Source organism: Streptococcus sp. CCUG 71758, from assembly GCF_011714815.1.
Classification (GTDB): Bacteria; Bacillota; Bacilli; order Lactobacillales; family Streptococcaceae; genus Streptococcus; species Streptococcus halitosis.
This window is the reverse complement of record NZ_RXXO01000004.1, coordinates 122,065-145,896: the sequence shown is the minus strand read 5'-3', so window position 1 is coordinate 145,896 and position 23,832 is coordinate 122,065. Positions and strand designations below refer to the sequence as shown.

The window sequence follows — 23,832 nt, the reverse complement described above, 5'->3', positions numbered from 1 at the left end:
GGATCATCTTCATTTTATCTTATATGAAAGCGATGTCAATCTATTTGATACAAAAACTATAACTAGGATAATAATCAGTAAAATTTGGACACAATCCTATAAATCATCTATCTTAAAGGGAATCTATCTCTCATTTTAAAAGAAAGTTCTTGTTTCTTATGAAAATTTCAGCTAAACACTTGTGAGATTTACTTTTATCCTTTAAAATAGAATAGGAGAAATTCCGTTATTATTTTCCGGAGGAAAAAGAAATGTCCATTAATTGGCAGGAAATTTTATTTCACTTTTTAGGAGGTCTAGGACTGTTTTTGTACAGTATTAAGACCATGGGAGACGGTTTGCAACAAGCTGCTGGAGATCGCCTTCGTTTTTACATTGACAAGTACACTAGCAATCCCTTTTTAGGTGTTCTAGTCGGGATTGTCGTGACTGCCCTCATTCAGTCAAGTACAGGGGTTACAGTTATCACGGTCGGACTGGTCAGCGCTAGTCTTCTCACTCTTAGACAGGCTATCGGAATTATCATGGGAGCCAACATCGGAACCACCGTTACTTCCTTTATCATCGGTTTCAAGCTTGGCGAGTATGCTTTACCCTTGATTTTCCTTGGAACCATGTTCCTCTTCTTTACAAAAAACAGAACAGCAAACAATATCGGGCGCATCCTGTTTGGTGTTGGGGGAATCTTCTACGCCCTTAACCTCATCAGTGCCGGTATGAGCCCACTTAAAGATTTACCACAATTCAAGGAATATATGGTAACCTTGGGACAAAATCCTATTTTAGGAGTGGTAGCTGGTGCAGTGATTACCGTCCTCATCCAGGCTTCCTCAGCTACAATTGGGATTTTGCAAGGCCTCTATGCAGGTGGGTTCCTTGACCTTAAAGGTTCCCTACCAGTTCTTTTCGGAGATAATATCGGGACAACCCTAACCGTGATCATCGCAGCAGCTGGAGCCAATGTCTCAGCGAAACGCGTTGCGGCAACCCACGTTACCTTTAACGTTCTAGGAACTATTCTTTGCTTAATCTTATTAGGCCCCTTTACTGCTATGATCGAGTACTTCCAGGCACTCCTTCACCTCTCACCTGAGATGACCATCGCCTTCTCGCACGGTGCCTTTAACGTAAGTAACACCATTGTACAATTTCCATTCATCGGAGCCTTGGCCTACTTTGTTACCAAGCTCATCCCTGGTGAAGACGAGGTTGTCAAGTACGAGCCCCTTTATCTCGACGAGCAACTTATCCAGCAATCTCCTTCTATCGCTCTAGGAAATGCTAAAAAAGAACTTTTGCACTTGGGGAACTATGCAGCCAAAGCTTTTGACCTTTCTTATACCTATATCATCGGTTTGGATGAAAAGGTAGCTGAAAAAGGGCACAAGACAGAGGAAGCCATCAACACCATCGATGAAAAACTCACTCGTTACCTCATCAGACTCTCAAGCGAATCCTTGAGTCAAAAGGAAAGCGAAGTCTTGACCAACATCCTGGATTCATCTCGTGATTTGGAACGGATTGGGGACCACGCAGAAGGCTTGCTCAACCTAACAGACTACCTCCAACGTAAGAATGTTCAGTTCTCTGATGCTGCTTTGCAGGAATTGGCGGATATCTATCAAAAAACTACTGACTTTATCAAGGATGCCCTTGATAGTGTGGAAAACAATGATATTGAAAAAGCTCAAAGTCTGATTGAACGCCATAAAGAAATCAACAATATGGAACGCGTTCTCAGAAAGACCCACATCAAACGCCTTAACAAGGGTGAGTGTTCTACACAAGCTGGAGTCAATTTCATCGACATCATTTCCCACTACACTCGTGTATCTGACCACGCTATGAACCTAGCTGAAAAGGTCATTGCTGAACAAATCTAAGTACCAAGAAGCTATCCTGAATAGGATGGCTTTTTCTTCTCCTCATCAAAAATTCCTTTTGTAGCATATAGAAAAATGCTTTGATTCACAATGGAATCAAAGCATTTTAAAGAGTTCTCCAAACATGATAGCAGAAACTGCAGTGCCCCTATACTTGGCTTCTTCTCTTTTGATAAAGCGCGCCAAGTTGATCAATTCAGGTGCTGGGTGCTTGGGATTTAGAAGCAATTCACGGGTGACCAGTCCTGAGAGTCGGACTGCTAGTAATTGCTCATTTGTAGTGGGTAGTTTTTTAGCAGTCTCTAAGAGAGCAGCAACTAAATCTTCACTCAAACCCTGACGGGCATGGTTATAAAGATCTTTTATAAGACTTTCTAGGTTTGGTTCTACCATCCCGACCACCTCCCTTATGTTTAATAATGTTTAATCAAATCAACCGTTGAACGGTCCAATTTTTTCACCAAGGCTTGCAAGAAAGCTTGGGCTTCTAAGAAGTCATCCATCGCGTAGAGAGTTTGGTGAGAATGGATATAACGAGCGCAGACACCGATAGTTGTAGATGGGACACCACCATTTTTCAGATGAGCTGCTCCAGCGTCTGTTCCACCTTTTCCACAATAGTATTGGTACTTGATGCCAGCTTCTTCAGCCGTTGTCAAAAGGAAATCCTTCATACCTGGGAGAAGCAAGTGACCTGGATCGTAGAAGCGAATCAAGGTTCCGTCCCCAATCTTACCTTGGCCACCATAAACATCACCAGCAGGTGAACAGTCAACGGCTAGGAAAACTTCTGGATCAAACTTAGTTGTAGAGGTATGAGCGCCACGAAGTCCAACTTCTTCTTGGACATTGGCACCAAGATAGAGTTCATTTCCGAGTTTTTGACCTGACAAGGCTTCTGCAAGCTCGCTCACCATGAGGACACCATAGCGGTTATCCCAAGCTTTTGAGATGATATTTTTTTCATTGGCTGTCAAGATAGCAGAACTATCTGGGACAATGGTGTCACCAGGACGGATGCCAAAACTTTCTGCCTCAGCCTTGTCCGCAAACCCACCATCAAAAACGATATCGGCAATGGCTGGCATGGTTGGCCCACCTTTTCCACGAGTCAAATGTGGAGGGACAGAACCTGAGATCACTGGAATTTCACGACCGTCACGAGTAAAGAGTTTGAAGCGTTGGCTGCTGACCACCATAGGATTCCAGCCACCGATTTCAACCACACGGAAGGTTCCGTCTGGCTTAATCTCGCTGACCATAAAACCAACTTCGTCCATGTGAGATGCGACCAAGACGCGTGGTGCATCGGCAGCTTCTGAATGCTTGATACCGAAAATACCACCTAAGCCATCTGTCACCACTTCATCCACATGTGGTGTAAACTTTTCACGAAGATAAGTCCGGACAGGCGCTTCATGACCTGAGATTGCAGCAAGCTCTGTTACTTCTTTGATTTTTGAAAATAATGTTGTCATATCAGTTCCTTCTTTCTGTCCTCCATTTTACCACTTTTTATAGGAGAAGGATAGTAGGAAATTGGATTAGTTTTTACTAGTTTATCCTATAAAATAGAGGGGCAGATGTAATTTCAGGAATTTTTCTTTCTTTTTACATTAAATTGTCAGAAAATTTATTGACAGATTAAAGAAATCGTGTTACATTTATATCCGCAGGTATCTTTCGATACCAAATCTACAAGAAAGGACGGGGCATGAAACTCTCTCATATTTTAACAGGCTTACTTCTACTCCTGGTCTTTCTCTCCATTAGTATTGGAACCAGTGATTTTTCTTGGGAAAAATTCTTTGCTTTTGACCAGCAGACTTGGCTTCTCTTTCAAGAGTCGCGTCTTCCAAGAACCATCAGTATTCTCCTGGCTGCCTCCAGTATGAGCATGGCAGGACTCCTCATGCAGACCATTACTCAAAATCAGTTTGCTGCTCCGAGTACAGTCGGAACGACTGAAGCCGCCAAACTGGGAATGGTGTTAAGCCTCTTTGTCTTTCCGTCTGCGAGTCTGACCCAAAAGATGCTCTTTGCTTTTGGCTCATCCATCTTATTTACCCTCTTCTTCCTGGCCTTTATGACTATTTTTTCTGTAAAGGAGAGGTGGATGTTGCCCTTGATCGGGATCATCTATAGTGGGATTATCGGTTCTGTCACAGAAGTTATCGCCTATCGTTTCAATCTGGTTCAGAGTATGACTGCTTGGACCCAGGGCTCCTTCTCCATGATTCAGACCCATCAGTATGAGTGGCTCTTCTTAGGCCTCATTATCCTGATAGCCGTTTGGAAATTATCCCAAACCTTCACCATCATGAATCTGGGCAAGGAAACCAGTGAAAGTTTGGGGATTTCTTACTCTCTACTTGAAAAACTGGCCCTTTTTCTAGTGGCACTAACGACAAGTGTCACCATGATTACCGTGGGTGCCTTGCCATTTCTCGGGGTCATCGTTCCCAATCTTGTCCGCAAGCGCTATGGAGATAATCTGAGCCAAACCAAACTCATGGTCGCTCTGGTCGGCGCCAATCTGGTTCTGGCCTGTGATATCCTCTCTCGAGTCTTGATTCGGCCCTATGAGCTGTCTGTCAGTCTCCTGCTAGGAATCATCGGTAGTCTCGTCTTTATCCTACTTCTATGGAGAGGGGGACAAAAGGATGCAGTTTAAAAGCAAACATACCAAGCTCTTCTGCCTTCTCATTATTCTGGCCATCGGAGCTTGTCTTCTCTACTTTTGGCCCATCACCCAGCTGTCTGCTTTTGCCTGGAAGCTGCGTTCCCAAAAAATCATCGTTTATCTCTTAGTAGCCATCGCGACAGGGATTTCGACCATTAGTTTTCAAACCCTGACGGAAAATCGCTTTCTGACGCCAAGTATTTTGGGAATCGAAGCCTTCTATGTCTTGCTACAAACCCTACTACTGATATTTGAAAGCAAATTTCTACAGCTTGGAAAGTCTCCTGTCTTAGAATTTCTAGTCTTGCTTCTGCTTCAATCCCTCTTTTTTCTCGCCTTACAAGGCTACTTGAAAACGCTGATGAAGCAAGATCTGGTCTTCATTCTGCTAATCTGCCTAGCCCTGGGAAGTCTCTTTCGAAATATCAGTACCTTCCTACAAGTTCTGATGGATCCAAATGAATACGATAAACTGCAGAACAGTCTCTTTGCCTCCTTTCAGCATCTCAACACTTCCATCCTAGCCATCGGTTCTCTGATCATCCTCGCCTTGACAATCTTTTTCTTTCGAAAAGCAGTCATTCTAGATGTCTTGCACCTGCAAAGAGAAACGGCTCAGATACTGGGACTAGATGTTGAAAAAGAACAGAGAGAACTCCTCTGGGGCATCGTGCTCTTGACCTCAACAGCCACTGCCTTGGTAGGGCCTATGGCCTTCTTCGGCTTTATGCTGGCCAATCTTACCTACCTAATCGTCAAAGATTATCGGCACAAGTTGCTCTTTATCGTAGCCATTCTGATTGGATTTATTAGTTTGACTTTGGGGCAAGCCCTCATCGAACGAGTCTTTGCACTGGAAATTCGCATCAGCATGATTATTGAGAGCGTTGGAGGTCTCTTATTCTTTATCTTACTTTACAGGAGGGCGCGTCGGTGAAACTGGAAAACATTGACAAATCCATTCAAAAACAGGATATTTTACAAGACATTTCCCTTGAAATCAGTCCTCAGAAACTGACAGCTTTCATTGGTCCAAATGGTGCTGGAAAATCAACTCTCCTCTCCATCATGAGCAGACTGACCAAGAAGGATCAGGGAATTCTCAGCATCAAAGGCCGTGAAATCGAGAGTTGGAATTCGCAAGAACTGGCCAAAGAGCTCACCATCCTAAAGCAGAAGATCAATTACCAAGCCAAATTGACTGTAGAAGAACTGGTCAGCTTTGGACGTTTTCCCTACAGTCGAGGTAGACTGAGAGCAGAGGACTGGGAAAAAATCCGAGAAACCCTTGACTATCTGGAACTGACAAACTTAAAAAACCGCTACATCGATAGTCTGTCTGGCGGACAACTCCAACGTGTTTTTATCGCCATGGTTTTGGCTCAGGATACAGATTTTATCTTGCTAGACGAACCGCTCAACAATCTTGATATCAAGCAAAGCGTCAGCATGATGCAGATCCTTCGGCGACTGGTGGAGGAACTAGGGAAGACCATTATCATCGTCCTCCACGATATCAATATGGCTAGCCAATATGCGGATGAAATTGTTGCCTTTAAAGACGGTCAAGTCTTTTGCAAGGGAACGACTGCTCAAATCATGCAGGCTGACCTGCTCAGTCAACTCTATGAGATTCCCATCACGCTGGCTGATATCAATGGCAAAAAGATCTGTATCTATAGCTAGCTATTCTGAACTCATGTTAGAGAACCCTCTGTCTCTTAGCTAACAAGCCTATCTAAGAGACTCCCTACATCGTTATCACATTTTAAAAAGGAGAAATCATGAAAACATCCCTTAAACTTTATCTCACTGCCCTAGCTGCCAGCTTCTTGCTCTTACTTGGTGCATGTAGTACAAATACAAACTCAAGCACTAGCCAGACAGAGACAAGTAGCTCTGCTCCAACAGAGGTAACCATTAAAAGTTCACTAGACGAGGTCAAACTTTCAAAGGTTCCTGAAAAGATTGTGACCTTCGACCTCGGTGCTGCGGATACTATTCGCGCTTTAGGATTTGAAAAGAATATCGTCGGAATGCCTACAAAAACTGTTCCGACTTACCTAAAAGATCTTGCAGGAAATGTCAACAATGTTGGTTCTATGGTGTAGCCAGACCTAGAAGCCATTGCTGCTCTTGAACCGGATTTGATTATCGCTTCTCCACGTACCCAAAAATTCGTAGACAAGTTCAAAGAAATCGCTCCAACCGTGCTCTTCCAAGCAAGCAAGGACGACTACTGGACTTCTACCAAGGCCAACATCGAATCCCTAGCAAGCGCCTTTGGCGAAACTGGTACACAGAAAGCCAAAGAAGAATTGGCAAATCTGGATAAGAGCATTCAAGAAGTCGCTACTAAAAACGAAAGTTCTGACAAAAAAGCCCTTGCTATCCTCCTCAATGAAGGAAAAATGGCTGCCTTTGGTGCCCAATCTCGTTTCTCTTTCTTGTATCAAACCTTGAAATTCAAACCAACTGATACTCAATTTGAAGACTCTCGCCACGGACAAGAAGTCAGCTTTGAAAGTGTGAAAGAAATCAATCCTGACATCCTCTTTGTCATCAACCGTACCCTTGCCATCGGTGGGGACAACTCAAGCAACGACGGCGTCCTAGAAAATGCCCTCATCGCTGAAACTCCTGCCGCTAAAAATGGTAAAATTGTCCAACTAACACCAGACCTATGGTATCTAAGCGGTGGCGGTCTTGAATCAACTAAACTCATGATTGAAGACGCTCAAAAAGCTTTGAAATAAGCAAGAAAACCCAACATCAGGTGATGTTGGGTTTATTTTTCTTCTTGATTTCATTTGAGGAAAAAGTGGTCTGGGACGGGGTCTTCTCCTATTAGGAACCAAAAGAAAATTCCTTATAAAAACAGTATAGTTATCTCTAATTGTAGTTTTGAAAATTAGCGTCTCCCTCTTTTTGATCGTCTATAAGTCTGCTGATATTTCTTTTTCCTAAAAAAGATAAATATTAAAGCAAAGGCAAAGATGATTAGCATTATAGTGAGAGAAATACGTATAAACGAAGAGTCTGCTACTGAATCTTTTGATTCACTCAGTCCCTCTTTAAATACCCTATGTCCTCTAACCAATAAACGATGAGTATTAACACCATAAGGAGTACATGTAACCAGAGTACAATAATCTTTTTGAGAATCTATTTGTAGAGCAGATAAATCTTCAGGAAGCACCGTTAAACTCTGATCCACTTCATAAATTAGAGTTTTATCTAAAATATGAATCATAAACGTATCTCCATTTTCCAGCTCATTTAAATTTGTAAATAGTTTTGCTGAAGGGAGACCACGGTGTCCCGAAATAACGGAATGTGTTCCCACCCCTCCGATGGGAAGGGATGTCCCCGCAATGTGTCCAATTGCTATCTCCAACACAGCTTCATCAGTACCATGGTAAATTGGGAGCTTGGTGTTTAATTTTGGTATTTCCACATAAGCCATGATTCCAGTACCAGTAATATCCAATGTTGTGTTGTACCTTTCCTCCTCATCCTTGGTAAGATTGAGATGAGGATTGACACCGATAGGTAACTGCTTATTGTACAGTTCCGCTTCAGACAGTTGTTTATCTTTTTCTTGTTGATTTATTATTTCTACATCACGCTTATAGGATGCAATGGCTTCTGACTGGTGATAAGAATTCCAAATATCACTAAATGTTGGATATAATATTAACGATAAACCACTTAATAAAAGGACAATCAACAAAATAGTAACAAATTGCCTCTTAATAAAAGAAATCATACCGGACACCTCACCCCCTTTTAATCAAATGAAGGAGATAGATATTATAAACTATCTCCTTTTTATAATCTTAATTATTTGTTTTCTTTCTTACAGCTAGTAAAATTCCTGCTCCAATCACTAAGAGCGAACCCATAACATACAGCATTGTTGTTCCAACACTACCTGTTGAAGGAAGAATGGAACCTTTCTTATTGACAACTGTAGTGGTTAATGAGCCATCGACAATATTAGAAGTAAACACCAGTTTATTAGTAGACGTTGACGTCGCCTCTAATGTATTTAAAATTGGGTTATCAGACGCTTTATCCACATTGGCAGAAATTGTAAACTCTACGTCTGCAATTGTATTGTAACCAGCAGGTGTAACCGTCTCAGAAAGTTTATAATCGCCAACATTAAGACCTTTAAATGTAAAAGTCGTAGTTTCGCCGGCTGTTATCTCTTCTACTTTATTGTAGACTCCAGTAGAATCTTTTTTATAAAGTGTGAAACCTGCTCCTTTAAGAGGAGTTCTTGAATCTTGATCCACTTTATTTACAATGACTTGATAAGTAAAGACAACAACTTTATCCTTTGGTGTCACTCCCTTACTTCCACCACCTGTACTATTTGGATTGTTTGAATAGGTTAAGCTAGCTGTATTTGAATTTCCTGTTGATCCAATTACTGCACTTTCATTAAGTTTCGCTGTATAACGCACAACAATCTTTGAATCTTTTGTAATATTTACTGTTTGACCGCGATCATCTTCTGACACAGTTTTCAAGTCATTCACTACATAACTTGAGCCATCCGCAGCAATTGTAAATTTGTTTGTTATTTCCTGCTCAGTAGAACCATTCACAACATAGACTTTCGCATCATTATTATAAGTTAAACCAGAAGACAATGAATCATTAAATGAAAGATAGTATTCTTTATAGGATTCATAATTGCTTGGCAATGTAGCTGTCAATTGATAAGGTATTGACTCTCCAATTGCATAACTAGCTGCATCACGATAATCATCTCCTGATTGAACTTTCTTTTCAATTTTGGGAACATCTGATTTCAATTCTGCTTGTGTATTCTTAACCACCTCTAGAATAAAGCGAGTATACGCATCATTAGTACCATTTTGCGTTCCTTCTTTATCTTTGATCAAGTAGTATCCTGCAGATAAACCTGAAATGATTGTTGTTGTCTCTGTACTTACTACTGTTGCAGAAGGGGTCTGCAGATATAATGCAACCTCTTTAGCAAATTGCTGTGCTTCTGTCGCATCTGTAGCCTTCCCATCTAAACTCTCAGCTTTAGCCACGGCATCACCAAGGGCTGTTTGTCCAGCTGCACTGACACCCTTCCCCCATTTTATATTTGAAAGAGTACTATTCGATAAGTCCCCACTAAAGATTTGGTAAACTTCATAAGTATGACCTGTTGTTGTTCCATTTAAGGTCACCGTATAGGTATCACTAGCAAATACCTTATTGCTAACAATCATCATTAATACAGCTATAAAGCCCATTAATGACCATTTTATTTTTTTCATGTTTATTCTCCTTGAAATAAATTATTTTATTTTTTATAAAGAACAGATCGTAATTAATATTTTCTTACGTGTTGCTTACGACGTAAAACTAAAAGAACAACTGAAACTACGATCATTATTCCTCCAACAATCATATATAACAATACTCCCTTACCTCCTGTTCCAGGCAAACCATACTCCTTTTGAACAGTATTTGTGATTGTTATATTCCCATTATTGTTAGCAGAGTATGTTGTATCATAACCCTTAACTACATCTTCACTAACAGTATAATCTATCTTTTTGTCATTACTTGTATATTCTGGTAAATTAGTAAATTCATGCATCCAATTTCCATTTGCATCAGCAACAATCGTCGTAGTTTGAATAACTTCACCATCTGCTAATAGGTTAACGACAATAGATTGTGGACGTTTTTTATATTTATCATTGTAATCATCCCACACTTTTGTCACTTTGACACTGGTTCTAGTTGGCGTTGAATTTTTCGTTGTATTGGTTTTAACTTCATTGTCTCCAGATGCTACTTGGGCTGTGTTCTCAATCAATTTATCATTAGCATCATCATTAACTTTCACTTTAAAGGACACCTTGAAGATTTCGCCGTTAGCAACATTCTTTGTCCAAGTAATCTTACCATTAGTGAATGTTCCCTCATTGTCTACCGAGTCTTCAATATAAGTGGTGTACTTAGGAATAGTATCTGTTATAGTAACATCACGTGACTCTCCAGTTGTGTTCTGGTAAGTTACTGTGTAAGTTAGAACCTGCCCCCACTGAACTTTTTCACCATCAATACTAATATTTGAATCATTTACAACATCTTTTTTAGGTTTTTTAGGCGTTGGATTATTAGTTGGATTGGTATCCACATCCATTAATCCATCACTCACATGCCCAGTGTTGATAATTTCCTCACCATCAACGTTCTCGTTTACTCTTACTTTAAATGTAACTACGAAGGTCTCATCCTTCAAAACTCTTTTTACCCAAGTAAGTTTACCATCAGCATATGCACCACTATTATCTGCAGAATTATCTACATAGGTTGTTAGCTTTGGAATAGTATCTGTTATAGTAACATCACGATCACTATCAGTTGTATTGGTATATTTTATAGTATAGGTTAAAACATCTCCCGGTTGGACGGCTTTACCATTAATCGTTGTACCTGAATCATTTTGAACATCTTTAACAGGTTTGGTATATTCTTCAATAACCCATTTCCCAATAAAATGAGCGTCTTTGTTATTGATAACCTCAGAATTTTTATCATATCCCTTAAAGACCCAATTACCTTCAGGAACGCTGACTTTTGTAATACCATTTTTGGGTTGATCCGGTGTCACGGTTGTTCCATTTGGAATATTTAATTGATCCGCTGGTAATAAATCTAGAACGGCTTGTGGTAACGTTTTATCTGGTGTACCACTGATAAATTCATGCGTTTTCTTATATAAAACCTTTGTCGTAACAGTGTTTGAGTGAGACGGAACATTGTCTATCTCTTGAGTAACACGGTTCTCAATTTCTGTACCGTTTTGGAGAATTTTGTCATTTGTTACCGTCTTATAGGTAATCGTATAATTCTGGCCACCATTGCCTCGTTTTAGATGTTTTTGATCAATAGTAACTGTCACCTTTTGTTTCTCAACCGTTACAGTATAATCCGTTCCTTCCGTTAAGGTCTGTCCTTCAAGCTGAACAGTCAGACTCTTATAGTCTAATCGTTCATCAAAAGTATCAATCATCTTCATGGAAGTTAAGTCATCGATAACATCCTTACCTGGAACCGGCATCTTGTATTTAGTTGTATACGTCAACTCCTGACCAACTACTGGTGTAATAGCGTTTTTATCTACTTCTTTTGTAGGCGGTGTAGAGGGCACCTCAGTGTAGAACCCAAAGAGTCCACCACACACAGCCGTTGTTCCATAAGAAAAGGACATTTTATTATCTACTGAACGAACTGCAAGACCCGTTATATTATGCTCATTCCAATCCCCACTTGTTCCAGCAGGGTTTGTAGGTAACCATGTTGTTTTATTCCCACTAGTAGACTCGTTAAGATTGTTGGCGTTATTCTCCACTATCTTATCAATCGTATTGTCAATATTATATAACGAGAATGACTCTTTTAGACCCCTACTAATAACATCAATATCAGAAGGGTTCATAACCATCTTTAAATCACAAGGCGTGCCATCCTGATATCTCAACTCAGCTGTTACATTAGCATCGAACCAATAAGTTTGATACATATCATGAGTGACGGTAGGATGAGAAGGATAGATATAATCCATTATTTGGATTGATTTCGTCCCCCAATTTTCGTCCACTGTTAAAAAAGGGACAACTGTTTTTGCGTTGTTATTATAATCACCATTTTTAGATGCAAGGTGTGTTGTCACACTATTAACGGTGATATATACATCTACAACCTTATCATAAACTGTACCTGCATTAGTAAACTTCAAAGCAAGTGGTTCTGAAAAATCCTGATTTTCCTTTGTTTTATCTACCTTTAATGAAAATACTGTACTATTCTTCCAGTTACCATTAGCTGGCACAACATCCTTTACTACTGAGCCATTTTGACTCAAAATTTCCATATTTTCCTGTCTCAAAGCGAACTGATATAAATTGATATTAGATAAATCGATATCATTCCTACTCCTTGTTAGAGCAGACGAGCTCTCTAATGGAAATATTATACATAAAAGACTGATGATTGTAATAAAAAACAATACAGCTTTTTTGTACACTCTCTTCATCATAGTGTGGAGTTCCTCCCTTTTTATATCCAAAAAATTTAGCTTATCCTTAAATATTTTACATTATTTCACTTTAAAAATCAATATAAGTAAAAAATTAAATTTATATATATATTGAGATGTTTTAACAGAAAAGGTGATGATTATACTGACTTACTCTTCTTGATTCCGTTTGAGGGAAAAGTGGTCTGGGACGGGGTCCTTACCTGTTTTCGACCAAGGATGGCATCGGAAAATTCGAGCCAAGCCCATCAGAACACCCTTGAAGCCATGTTTTTCAATAGCCTGAATCATGTAGTTGGAACAAGTCGGCTCAAAGCGACAAGAGGGTGGAAAGGCTGGTGAGATAAAACGTTGGTAAAAGCGTACTGGCGCTATTAAGATGCGTTTCATTATTTCTTGGTTACAGCCATAGTGTGTAGTTGGCTGATTTCTTTTTTATTAAGGCGACGGGATTCTCCTGGACGAAGACCTGTCAAGTCTAAGTGTCCAAAACGTGTCCGAGACAGTTTATCAACTTGAAGACCGACGGCTTCAAACATCTTTTTAACCTGATGGTTACGCCCTTCATGGATAGTCAACTGTACCACAGAGCGGTTTTTGACTGGATCCACTTTGAGAATTTCATAAACAGCTGGCTTGGTTTTCTTGCCATCAATCTCAAGACCGCGGGTCAAGGGGCGGAGATTGTCCTTATTAGCCACACCTTTAACACGCGCGACATAGACCTTGTCAATCTCATTACGGGGGTGAATCATCTCGTCTGTAAAGTCCCCATCATTGGTTAAAATCAAGACACCTGATGTATCCCAGTCCAAACGTCCAACTGGGTAAATACGTTCTTTGACATTAGGCAAGAGATCTACAACAGTCTTGCGGCCCTTGTCGTCTGTCACACTGGAAATCACTCCGCGTGGTTTGTTAAGCAAATAGTAGACCTTTTCTTCGTTGTAGATGGGCTGGCCTTCCACTTCGACCTTGTCACCAGACTTGATGGTCGTCGCTAGTTCACGCACCACTTGGCCGTTGACGGTTACCAAGCCTTGCTTGATCAACTCTTCTGCTTTTCTCCTACTGGCCACACCTGCGTGGGCAATATACTTATTGATTCTCATCTTCTTCTATCCTTTCACCAAATAATTGGCTTTCTTGGGCTTGAATCTCAAGCTCATCAATCACTGGCAGTTCTTCCAAATGGTTAATCCCCATGTAATCTAGGAAATAATCCGTAGTCACATAGAGGTTGGGGCGGCCCAACACTTCTTTCTTTCCATCTTCTCTTATCAATTCAAAAGCTTGTAGCTTAGCTAGAGCTCCACTAGAATTAACCCCACGAATAGCATCAATCTCAATTCGGGTAATCGGCTGCTTGTAGGCAATGATGGACAAGGTTTCAAGAGCAGCCCGAGACAAACTTTGGTTGATGGGTGCCTTGGAGTATTCCTTCAAAATCGCTGCAAATTGAGGCTTGGTGACCAATCTGTATGCGCCACCTGTCTCAATCAGAGACAAGCTCGAATCTTGGTCTTTTTCATACTTCTGGGCTAATTTTTCTAAACTCTGTTGGATGCCTGTCGGTGGAAGTGAGAGGAGTTCAGCCAACTGGCGAACTCGAATCCCATCTTCACCTGCTACAAATAAGAGCGCTTCTATTTCTGCTAAAGTACTCATCTTTCCTCTCTATCAAGTCTAGCTTTGTGCCTCTTGATTTTCTTCCTTCTTTTCCATAAGATAGATATCTCCGAAACTCTCCTCTTGCACGAGGATTAATTCCTGAGTTTTGATTAACTCTAGGGTTGCCAAAAAGAGGGTAATAACCTCTTGAACATTCTGGGCTTCCTTAAACAAATCCTGCAAACGCAACTGGTTTCGTCCAGTCAAGGACTCTTTTACGATGACCATCATGTCCTCAATCTTATACTCATCGCGCAGGATGGTCGTGTGGTTCTGAGCGAACTCCTCTTTTTTCTTGGCTAGGATATTTGAAAAAGCCAAAAAGAGGTCAATGGTCGTCTTGTCATGTACAAGTTCTGCTTCCTCGTAAATCAACTCTGTTGGCGCTTTGGAGTAGTACTGAGCCCGATCTTGGTGCTTAGCCTCCAAGTGCTCACCCAAGAGCTTGAACTTGCGGTATTCTTCGATTTGGGAGAGAAGGTCCTGCTCCAGGTCATCCTCCAAGTCTGTCACTTCTGCTACTTTTGGCAAGAGCTTGCGGCTCTTGATCAGCATCAGCTGACTGGCCATAACCATATACTCGCCCGTTACTTCCAGACGCATGGCCTGCAGAGTTGAGACATAGGCTAGATACTGTTCGATAACTTCTGTAATGGGCACATCGTAGATATCCATCTGGTACTTAGAAACCAAGTGCAAGAGCAGGTCCAGGGGCCCTTCAAAATCTTTTAATTTAATATCCATTATCTATATTTTTCTAAGGTCAGGACTGTTTTTAATCCTAATTTTTTTGCAATTTCGTACAAATCGACCTTCTTTTCTATCTGTCTTAGAATGAACTGTTCCCGCAAGGCTTGAGCGGATAAGGTTGGGAAACCTTTCTCCTTGACAAAAGACTCCAGCTGTCGAAAGGCCCACTGACGAGAATAGGCTTTCTCTCCCCTTTCAAAGAGATAGATCTGCCCCATCAAGGGTTCTAGCTCTGGAATCAAGGTCGTGGGTATGGCTACAATCCTCTGTTGGGAAGCCTTGTTAATTCGCAATACCTGAAAATCCAGATTGATATCTGCAACCTTAAGGGCTAAAATCTCACTTGGTAAGAGTCCTAGCTCCAAGATAAGAAGCGCCAGCAAGCGTCCTTCTGGATAATTACTTTCCTGCCAAAAAGAGTCTAAATTTAGAATCTCTGGCTTTTCAGTCTTCTTTTCAGCTTGTTTGGCTAATTCCAGACGGTAAAAACTGTCCACTTCACCTTTTTGATAGAGAAAGTAGAGAAATTGGTTACAGGCCGAAAGTTTTCGCTTCTGGGCGCTGATTTTTAGATTGGCTAGCTGGCCTTGGTAAATCTTGAGACTGGTCTCAGAGATTCGCTCCCCTACCATATCTAAAAATTGCTCCAGATCATACCTGTAAGACTGCTTTGAATTGGCAGACAAGCCCTGCTTTTTCTCTAAAAAGGCTGAAATGCTATCTCTCATTTGCATCGAATCTCATATTCCTTACTAAAGTCGTGCAAGAGGGCATTAACTGCCTTTAGGATGGACTTACGCGTGATGATTCCTTGGAAAATTCCTTCATCATCTACCACTGGCAAGAAGGGTTCATCTACCAGTTTATGGAGGACTTCAGTGATGTTATAGTCTGGAGCGACGACTGCCACATCTGTCTTGGTCATATTGACGATGTCTGTCGTTGCCATCTGTTCATCCGTCAAACCTTGCTCCATTTGATAAGCCAAAATGTCTCTCAGACCAATGGTTCCGACAAAGCGTTTGTCAAAAGTCACAACAGGGATACGGGTATAGGTGATTTGACTCAATACCAAAATTGCATGGTCAGCGTTATGGGTATCAATCAAGGCTGCTAGATTCTCAGCAGGGGTAAGAAAAGTCTCTTCCTGCTCCAATAAAAATGCTTCAAATTCCTTGGCAATCATCGAGCAAACTCCTTGGACAGACCTGGATAAACCTCATGATCACGTGTCAAAAAGTCTACTTTAAAATAGCTGTCATCAATCTCCACACGGGCATAGAGGCATTCTCTGATGGTTCCTCGTGGTTGGCTGATGGATCCTGGATTTAAAAAGAGTGTTTTGCCTTCCATCCAAGCATTTGGCACATGTAAGTGACCATAAAGACAGATGTCCGCTTCTTCTTCCTGAGCCCAGTAGTCCAACTTTTGAAAGTTGAAATTGATATCAAACAAGTGTCCATGGGTCTGGATGATTTTGGTCGGACCAAGTTGAGTCACCAAACGTTCTGGATAACCAGCATAAAAGTCCATGTTGCCTTTGACGACATGGATGCCCTCCCAGAGCGGAGAGTCTGGACGGAGTTCTGAGTCACCATCGTGAAAAATGGCATCAACTTTACCTAGATAGCGGTCACGAATTTCTTCCACAATCAAGCTATCGCCATGTGAGTCACTCATTACAATGATGGTTTGCTTTGCCATGATGGAAATACCTCCAAAAGTTTCTTAACGGCTAAGGCACGGTGAGATTGGCTATTTTTTTCTTCAAGGGTTAATTCGGCTGCTGACTTGCCTGTCTCTCCCACAAGGAAAAGGGGATCATATCCAAAGCCATTTTCGCCCTTGGGTTCAAAGTTAATATAACCTGGCCAGTCAGCTTCAACAACCAAGCTTTCCTTGTTTGGACTAGCTACGACTAGGGTTGTGTGGAACTGTGCTGAACGGTCCTTGAGTTCAAAGACCATGGCCAATTCGTGCAAGAGCTTGGCATTGTTTTCACGGTCAGTTGCTCCCACACCTGCAAAACGGGCTGACCAGACTCCTGGCAAACCGCCGAGGACATCGACTTTGAGACCTGAGTCATCTGCTAGCACCATCTTGCCTGTTAATTGGGAAATAGTTTCTGCTTTAAGTCGAGCATTTTCTTCAAAGGTCATACCAGTTTCGGCTACTTCAGGCAGATCTGGATAGTCATTGAGATTTTCCACGTCGTAGCCTAACTTGTCAAAGATAGCTCGGAATTCCTTGGTCTTGCCTTCGTTACGAGTCGCAATGAGCAGAGTTTCTCTAACCTTGCTAGTTTCAAAGAAGGCTTCTACACCGACTCCTTCTTTAGGCAATTCTACATGCAGGAGTTGCCCATTTTCAACAAAGAGCAGGGCTCCCTGACGTTGGATGACTTCTAGATTGCGGCCTGCTTCGGCATTTAAAATCTCAACGATAAAGGAGAGCAGACGGAAGTTAGAAGACCAGCGCATCACCGTTATCGTAATCGGAAAGCCATTTTCCTCATCACGAAAAATCCGAGCCAAATCCATAAAATCAAGATTAAGCGGATCTTTGATGAGGCTGTAGATGCCTCCATAGACATCCCAGACACCGACATACCAGTCCTGGTCATCCTTGTATTCATAAATTTTATTTGTCATAAAGTTACATGCTCCACATGAATCTCTTTTTCCAGCCATTCTGCTCCAATCTGGGCAAAACTTTGGCTATTGGCTGTTGTGTAAAAACGATGTTGAAGAGGTCCCGCATCTCGGCTACGATTGATTTCAAAATAGTTAAGCAAAACCGAGATATCCCGCACACACTCTGCCCCACTATCGATGAGCTGAACCTTTGGTCCCATAACATTTTGGATGATGGGGCGAAGGAGTGGGTAATGGGTACAACCCAAAATCAGGCTATCCACCTTTCCAACCAAGGGACGCAGAGTTTCATAGACCACTTTCTTGGTAACACTGGTTGACAGGGCACCAGACTCCACCAAGGGAGCAAACTTGGGACAGGCCAAACTCTCCACCTGTAAATCCGGATCCAGATCATGGATTTTCTGACGGTAGATATCTGATTGGACCGTCATGGGGGTTCCAATTACTCCGATTTTCCCACCTTGGCTGGACTTGATGGCTGCCGAAGCTCCTGGCAAAATCACACCTAGAACGGGAATGTCTAGTTGAGCCTTGATTTCTTCCCAGACGACCGCAGTCGCAGTATTACAAGCAATGACAATCATTTTGACATCCTTGGTCAAGAGAAAGTTGACCAACTGCCAAGTATATTCACGAATTTGCTCAGCAGGACGGGGACCATAGGGCGCCCGTGCCGAATCTCCAATATAGACGATTTCTTCATGGGGAAGCTGGCGCATGAGCTCACGAACAACGGTCAAGCCCCCGACACCCGAATCCAAAAAACCAATTGGTCGATTATCCATACAGTCTTCTTTCTAGTCTTTTTTCTGATTGATAGTTCATCATGATTCCTTGTCCTGAAGGAACTAACCGACAGCTTGATAGAATGTCAACTGCCTCTCTCTTAATCATAATCAAATATCAATAGAATGCAAGGAAAAAGTCTTATCCTTGAGAACTATTGAACATAGTGAGAAGTCTGGAACTTTCATCCCAGACTTTTCCTATTTATTTCTTTTTATTGTTAGCAAGGGCTGCTTTTTGTTGGCGAATGATTTGGTGGTAAACTTGTTGTACCTTGGCTTCACTTGGTTTTTGACCATTTGCGCTCAAAAGAGCACGAACTGCCTCAGCGTTCAAACGTGGGTTGTCCGCAAATTCTTTTTCAATTTGCTTGCGAACCAAATACATACCTCCAAGAGCTCCTCCTAGAAAAGCTAGCACAATCAAGACAATTGCTAAAAGTAAGTCCATTCTTTTTCTCCTGTTTCTTTTTGAGTCTTCTATATTATACCATAAAGTGACTTTCCTGACTAGTTTGTTTTACGCTTTCAAGAGAGGGGATTGACAGAAAAAAGGAGCCCTGGATTTCAATGAAAGAGAGCTCCTTGCTGTATTTATTTTACATAAATAGTCAGCGTTTGATAAGGTTTGAGTAGAATTTTTTCTGATACTTCTACATCTTCATAGTTTGAAATCAGAATCTGTCCATTTTGATAAGGTGCTGGTAGCTCAATTTCCACTTCTGTGGCATAAAAGTTATTGAGGACCAGTAACTTTTCATCCTCATACTGACGTTCAAAAGCGTAGACTTGCTTACTGTCTTCCAAGGCTGGTTTGTAACTTCCTTCTGAGATGATTGGCATTTCCTTACGCAGTCGAATCAAGTTTTGGTAGAAGGAGAAAATTGGGCCTTGGATTTCATTTTCTACGTTGATATCTTTATAGGATTTTCCCACCTTCAGCCATGGAGTCCCTTTTGTGAAACCAGCATTTTCTGAAGTATCCCACTGCATGGGAATTCGTGAATTATCTCGTGACTTGGCCTGAATAATCTGAAAGGCTTCTTGTTCACTTTTCCCTTCTTTTAAGAGCATCTGATAGGCATTGATGGACTCGACATCCACATAATCAGCCATGGAATCATAGTCTGGGTCAACCATTCCAATTTCCTCACCCATATAGATATAAGGTGTCCCACGTGACAGGTGAATACTTGCCGCTAGCATGGTCGCCCCTTCATTGCGGAAATGTTGAATATCGACAAAACGATTCAAGGCTCGTGGTTGGTCGTGATTGTTCCAAAAGAGGGCGCTCCAGCCGTTTTTATCACTCATCTCCTTGCCCCAGCTATGGTAGAGATTTTTCAATTCTTCAAAATCAAAGGGAGACAAGGTCCACTTCTGCCCATCCTTGTAGTCCACCTTGAGATGATGGAAATTAAAGGTCATGGATAATTCCTGACGGTCAGGTGACGAATAGAGGACACAGTTTTCCATGGTAGTAGAGGACATTTCCCCAACTGTCATAAAGCTATCGTCTGATCCAAAAGTGGCTTGGTTCATCATGCGCAAATAGTCATGAACGATGGGCTTGTCTGTGTAAGCTGGCTTTCCTTCATTTTCAGGACAGTCCACTAAGACCTCATCCTTGCCGATCAAATTGATCACATCAAATCGGAAACCTTTGACTCCCTTGTCGCGCCAGAAATTAACAACCTTGAAAAGCTCCTTGCGGACATTGGGATTGCGCCAGTTAAGGTCAGCCTGGGTCTCGTCAAAGAGGTGGAGGTAATATTTCCCTGTATCCCCGAAAGGCGCCCAGGCAGAGCCACCAAACTTAGACTGCCAGTCTGTCGGTTGGTCTTGGATGAAGAAAAAGTCTTGGTAATACTGATCGCCAGCTAGGGCTTTCTGAAACCATTCGTGTTCTGTCGAGCAATGATTGAGCACCATATCCAGCATAAAGTCAATCTTGTGCTCCTTACCTATACGCACCATCTCCTCAAAATCAGCCATATCACCAAAAAGAGGATCCACTGCCATATAATCTGAAATATCGTAACCATTATCCCGTTGGGGGCTTGGATAGAATGGATTGAGCCAGACCATATCCACGCCCAGTTTGGCTAGATAGGGGATTTTTTCTATAATCCCACGGAAATCCCCAATACCATTTCCAGTGGTATCTTTGTATGATTTTGGATAGATTTGATAGACTACTTTTCCTTTATCAAGTGCCATCTGTTTCTCCTTTTCTGATAAAAGGGAGGAACCTGTGTTCCTTCCCTGTTTGTGTTATTTCGATTAGATTCGTGTAGCGACCATGAGAGCTTCGCCAGCTTGGATAGTTGTTGGATAAGTTTCAGTGATAGTCGCTGTATAAGCATCTTGGTTCGTGATGATAACAGGAGTTTCTGTTACGAGACCCGCAGCCTTAATGGCATCCATATCAAAACGAATCAATTTCTGACCAACTGTGACGTGGTCTCCTTGGGCTACAAGACTTTCAAAACCTTTGCCATCAAGCCCTACTGTATCCATACCGATGTGGATGAGCAATTCTACCCCCTCATCAGAGACAATGCCGATGGCATGCTTGGTAGGAAAAAGAACCGTCACTGTCCCATTGACTGGAGAAGTCAACTCACCTTGGATTGGTTCAATGACTAGGCCTTGTCCCATGACACCTGATGCAAAAACAGGATCCGTCGCTTGACTCAATTCTTTCACTTGACCAGTAAGGGGGCTGACAATTTCTACTGGAGCAAGGGTTACTGGTTCATGACTGACAAATTCTGCCTCTTCTTGGGCAACGAATTCTGCCTGTAAGGCTGTATCGTCCTCTGTCTTTGTAAAGAGACCGACTTTGCGGAAGAAGAAAGTCAAGAGCATTGGTACAATAATAGCAACTAGCATGGTTCCTGCAAACGGCAGCATGTATTGAGGTTGAATAGAGAGGATACCTGGCAAACCTCCGATACCGATAGAAGCCGCAGTTACATTGAATGTAACGGACAACATGCCTGCAAGGGCTGAACCAATCATCCCAGCTACAAATGGATAGATGTATTTGACATTGACCCCAAAGAGGGCTGGTTCTGTAACACCGAGATAGGCTGAAATGGTTGCGGGAAGTGAAATCTGAGCCTCACGCTCATCATGACGATGCATGAAATAATAGGCAAATACGGCAGAACCTTGGGCAATATTTGAAAGAGCAATCATTGGCCAGAGGGCAGTCCCGCCAGCATCCGCAATCAATTGTGTATCGATGGCATTGGTCATATGGTGCAAACCTGTGATGACAAATGGAGCGTAGAGGGCACCAAAAATCGCACCGAAGAGCCATTTAACTGGACCCGTCAAACCTGCCAAGACAACTGATGAGAGTCCTTGCCCGATTGTCCAACCGATTGGCCCCAATACAGTATGAGCCAAAATCAAAGCTGGAATCAATGACAAGAAAGGTACAAAAATCATCGAAATCACTTCTGGGATATGCTTGCGCCAGAAAATTTCAAGATAAGACAGACTCAAACCTGCAAGCAAGGCTGGGATAACTTGAGCCTGGTAACCGATACGATTAACAGTAAAGTAGCCAAAATTCCATACCCAGTTGGCTGCGATTTCTGATGCAGGTGTTGAAGCTACTGCATAGGCATTGAGCAACTGAGGTGAAACCAAACAGATCCCGAGAACAATTCCCAAGATTTGGCTGGTTCCCATCTTACGAGAGACAGACCAGGTAATCCCTACTGGTAAGAACTGGAAGATTGCTTCACCAGGCAACCAGAGGAAGTGATTAACCCCTGACCAAAACTGAGAGGATTCTGTGATGGTCTTACCATCCAACATCGACCAATGCACACCTTCCAAGACATTACGGAAACCGAGGATCAATCCTCCGACAATCAAGGCTGGAATAATCGGTGTAAAGATTTCCGCTAGAGTGGTCATGACACGTTGGACCAGGTTTTGATTGCTCTTAGCTGCGGACTTGGCTGCTTCTTTAGAAACACCCTCAATGCCTGAAACAGCTGTAAAATCATTATAAAAGATCGGCACGTCATTTCCAATGATTACCTGAAATTGACCCGCATTTGTAAAGGTCCCTTTGACAGCTGGAATCGACTCGATGGCCTTAACATTTGCCTTCTTTTCGTCTCTGAGAACAAAGCGCATCCGTGTCGCACAGTGAGTTACGGCAGTGACATTCTCCTTACCTCCGATCGCCTGAAGCAGATCTTTGGCTTCTTGTTCAAATTTTCCCATTTGATTCTCCTTATACTTGTCAAAGCAAGTTTTATTTGATAAGACTATTGTAAACGATACCAAGCTTGTAGGCAACTTGTTTGTGATAAAAAGAGGATATTTTTGGATATTTTCTAGCACTTGTATGGTAAAATAGATACAGGTATGTGTAGAATAAGATTCAAAACCCATTTAAGGAAGCAATATGAAGAAATACCAACAATTATTTAAGCAAATCCAAAAAACCATTCAAAACGAAACTTACGCTATCGGAGATTTCCTCCCCAGCGAACACGAACTCATGAATCAGTATCAGGTGAGCCGTGACACCGTCCGAAAAGCTCTGTCCCTCCTCCAAGAGGAAGGATTAATCAAAAAGATAAGGGGGCAAGGTTCTCAAGTCGTCAAAGAAGAAACGGTCAATTTCCCCGTCTCTAACCTAACCAGTTACCAAGAACTGGTCCAGGAACTTGGACTTCGCTCTAAAACCAATGTCGTCAGTCTGGACAAAATTATTATCGATAAAAAATCCTCACTGATAACCGGCTTTCCAGAGTTTCGGATGGTGTGGAAGGTAGTCCGCCAGCGTGTGGTGGATGACCTGATATCGGTTCTGGATACGGACTATCTGGATATGGAACTGATCCCAAATCTCACTCGCCAAATCGCTGAGCAGTCTATCTACTCGTATATAGAGGATGACCTCAAACTCCATATTGATTATGCTCAGAAAGAAATTACTATTGACCACACGGGTGACCGAGACAAGATTCTCATGGACATTGGCAAAGACCCTTATGTTGTTTCAATCAAGTCAAAAGTCTATCTCCAAGACGGGCGCCAGTTTCAGTTTACCGAAAGTCGCCATAAATTAGAAAAATTTCACTTTGTTGACTTTGCCAAAAGACATCCGAAATAAACACCTACAGTTGGGAATACTCTCAACTGTTTTTTAGTAGTAAACGATCTAGTTGATAGTTGGAAAAGAGGATCTTCTTCCTTAAGTTTCTACTTTTTTTAGAAAAAACAGCAGCAAATATGTATCTTGCTAAAAAGCTCTTGACAAATGCTAAACGACCATTAGAATGGGAGG

22 protein-coding genes and 1 pseudogene are annotated in these 23,832 nt (G+C 41.9%); 6 read left to right on the top strand and 17 right to left on the bottom strand.

Annotated features, from left to right (window positions below; translation table 11 throughout):
* Window positions 1-251: 251 nt before the first annotated feature.
* Entirely contained in the window at window positions 252-1,883 is a 1,632-nt protein-coding gene (locus tag EKB01_RS08035) for a Na/Pi cotransporter family protein (protein WP_049550431.1), read from the top strand.
* Window positions 1,884-1,979: 96 nt separating this feature from the next.
* Here EKB01_RS08035 and EKB01_RS08030 read toward each other — a convergent pair whose 3' ends face one another.
* Window positions 1,980-2,276, bottom strand: coding sequence for a bacteriocin immunity protein (locus EKB01_RS08030; RefSeq protein WP_167266487.1), 297 nt, complete (start codon window positions 2,274-2,276; stop codon window positions 1,980-1,982).
* A 20-nt stretch (window positions 2,277-2,296) separates the two neighbouring features.
* Window positions 2,297-3,361 carry a glutamyl aminopeptidase gene (gene pepA, locus EKB01_RS08025; RefSeq protein WP_167266484.1) on the bottom strand — a complete coding sequence of 355 codons (1,065 nt, stop codon included), beginning with the start codon at window positions 3,359-3,361 and terminating at the stop codon, window positions 2,297-2,299.
* A gap of 236 nt (window positions 3,362-3,597) precedes the next feature.
* Between pepA and EKB01_RS08020 the strand changes: the two genes are divergently transcribed.
* The 4 genes and pseudogenes from EKB01_RS08020 (at window position 3,598) to EKB01_RS08005 (ending at window position 7,322) form a co-directional block, all read left to right on the top strand.
* Complete coding sequence (locus EKB01_RS08020; protein ID WP_084853035.1) at window positions 3,598-4,557, top strand: ABC transporter permease; 960 nt, start codon at window positions 3,598-3,600, stop codon at window positions 4,555-4,557.
* Window positions 4,547-5,503 carry an iron chelate uptake ABC transporter family permease subunit gene (locus EKB01_RS08015; protein WP_167266482.1) on the top strand — a complete coding sequence of 319 codons (957 nt, stop codon included), beginning with the start codon at window positions 4,547-4,549 and terminating at the stop codon, window positions 5,501-5,503. The genes EKB01_RS08020 and EKB01_RS08015 overlap by 11 nt, the downstream gene beginning before the upstream one ends.
* Complete coding sequence (locus tag EKB01_RS08010; protein ID WP_084853037.1) at window positions 5,500-6,252, top strand: ABC transporter ATP-binding protein; 753 nt, start codon at window positions 5,500-5,502, stop codon at window positions 6,250-6,252. Before EKB01_RS08015 ends, EKB01_RS08010 begins: the two co-directional genes overlap by 4 nt.
* Window positions 6,253-6,350: 98 nt before the next feature.
* Window positions 6,351-7,322, top strand: a pseudogene (locus tag EKB01_RS08005) (siderophore ABC transporter substrate-binding protein).
* 155 nt (window positions 7,323-7,477) lie between these two features.
* Here the strand turns inward: EKB01_RS08005 and EKB01_RS08000 are convergent.
* From EKB01_RS08000 to treP, 15 genes are all read right to left on the bottom strand, one after another.
* Window positions 7,478-8,335, bottom strand: coding sequence for a class C sortase (locus tag EKB01_RS08000; RefSeq protein WP_167266479.1), 858 nt, complete (start codon window positions 8,333-8,335; stop codon window positions 7,478-7,480).
* 70 nt (window positions 8,336-8,405) lie between these two features.
* Window positions 8,406-9,869, bottom strand: a complete 1,464-nt coding sequence (locus EKB01_RS07995) for an isopeptide-forming domain-containing fimbrial protein (RefSeq protein ID WP_084853040.1) — start codon at window positions 9,867-9,869, stop codon at window positions 8,406-8,408.
* Window positions 9,870-9,922: 53 nt separating this feature from the next.
* A complete protein-coding gene (locus tag EKB01_RS07990) occupies window positions 9,923-12,643 on the bottom strand; it encodes an Sgo0707 family adhesin (protein ID WP_243830658.1) in 2,721 nt (906 codons plus the stop codon).
* 153 nt (window positions 12,644-12,796) lie between these two features.
* A complete protein-coding gene (yidD, locus tag EKB01_RS07985; RefSeq protein ID WP_167266474.1) occupies window positions 12,797-13,036 on the bottom strand; it encodes a membrane protein insertion efficiency factor YidD in 240 nt (79 codons plus the stop codon).
* The gene (locus EKB01_RS07980; protein WP_001222228.1) at window positions 13,036-13,758 is read right to left on the bottom strand and encodes a pseudouridine synthase; all 723 of its coding nucleotides are present in this window, start codon (window positions 13,756-13,758) and stop codon (window positions 13,036-13,038) included. Before EKB01_RS07980 ends, yidD begins: the two co-directional genes overlap by 1 nt.
* Window positions 13,745-14,314 (bottom strand): SMC-Scp complex subunit ScpB, encoded by a 570-nt coding sequence (gene scpB / locus EKB01_RS07975; RefSeq protein WP_000105285.1) that lies wholly within the window; start codon window positions 14,312-14,314, stop codon window positions 13,745-13,747. The genes EKB01_RS07980 and scpB overlap by 14 nt, the downstream gene beginning before the upstream one ends.
* Window positions 14,315-14,332: 18 nt before the next feature.
* A complete protein-coding gene (locus EKB01_RS07970; RefSeq protein WP_167266471.1) occupies window positions 14,333-15,061 on the bottom strand; it encodes a segregation/condensation protein A in 729 nt (242 codons plus the stop codon).
* The gene (xerD, locus tag EKB01_RS07965) at window positions 15,061-15,795 is read right to left on the bottom strand and encodes a site-specific tyrosine recombinase XerD (RefSeq protein WP_279586245.1); all 735 of its coding nucleotides are present in this window, start codon (window positions 15,793-15,795) and stop codon (window positions 15,061-15,063) included. The genes EKB01_RS07970 and xerD overlap by 1 nt, the downstream gene beginning before the upstream one ends.
* On the bottom strand, window positions 15,792-16,253 hold the full coding sequence (gene cbpB / locus EKB01_RS07960; protein WP_000560696.1) for a cyclic-di-AMP-binding protein CbpB: 462 nt from the start codon (window positions 16,251-16,253) through the stop codon (window positions 15,792-15,794). Before cbpB ends, xerD begins: the two co-directional genes overlap by 4 nt.
* The gene (locus EKB01_RS07955) at window positions 16,250-16,771 is read right to left on the bottom strand and encodes a metallophosphoesterase (protein WP_001118944.1); all 522 of its coding nucleotides are present in this window, start codon (window positions 16,769-16,771) and stop codon (window positions 16,250-16,252) included. Before EKB01_RS07955 ends, cbpB begins: the two co-directional genes overlap by 4 nt.
* Window positions 16,747-17,718, bottom strand: a complete 972-nt coding sequence (locus EKB01_RS07950; protein ID WP_167266465.1) for a nucleoside-triphosphate diphosphatase — start codon at window positions 17,716-17,718, stop codon at window positions 16,747-16,749. Before EKB01_RS07950 ends, EKB01_RS07955 begins: the two co-directional genes overlap by 25 nt.
* Complete coding sequence (gene racE / locus EKB01_RS07945) at window positions 17,715-18,509, bottom strand: glutamate racemase (protein WP_000370379.1); 795 nt, start codon at window positions 18,507-18,509, stop codon at window positions 17,715-17,717. Before racE ends, EKB01_RS07950 begins: the two co-directional genes overlap by 4 nt.
* Before the next feature lie 205 nt (window positions 18,510-18,714).
* Window positions 18,715-18,960 carry a YneF family protein gene (locus EKB01_RS07940; RefSeq protein WP_000364986.1) on the bottom strand — a complete coding sequence of 82 codons (246 nt, stop codon included), beginning with the start codon at window positions 18,958-18,960 and terminating at the stop codon, window positions 18,715-18,717.
* A 143-nt stretch (window positions 18,961-19,103) separates the two neighbouring features.
* On the bottom strand, window positions 19,104-20,729 hold the full coding sequence (gene treC / locus EKB01_RS07935; protein ID WP_167266464.1) for an alpha,alpha-phosphotrehalase: 1,626 nt from the start codon (window positions 20,727-20,729) through the stop codon (window positions 19,104-19,106).
* A gap of 63 nt (window positions 20,730-20,792) precedes the next feature.
* The gene (gene treP / locus EKB01_RS07930) at window positions 20,793-22,760 is read right to left on the bottom strand and encodes a PTS system trehalose-specific EIIBC component (protein ID WP_167266461.1); all 1,968 of its coding nucleotides are present in this window, start codon (window positions 22,758-22,760) and stop codon (window positions 20,793-20,795) included.
* Window positions 22,761-22,944: 184 nt separating this feature from the next.
* On the opposite strand from treP, the gene treR reads away from it, so the two are divergent.
* Window positions 22,945-23,658, top strand: a complete 714-nt coding sequence (gene treR / locus EKB01_RS07925) for a trehalose operon repressor (RefSeq protein ID WP_167266458.1) — start codon at window positions 22,945-22,947, stop codon at window positions 23,656-23,658.
* The last annotated feature ends 174 nt before the right edge of the window (window positions 23,659-23,832 follow it).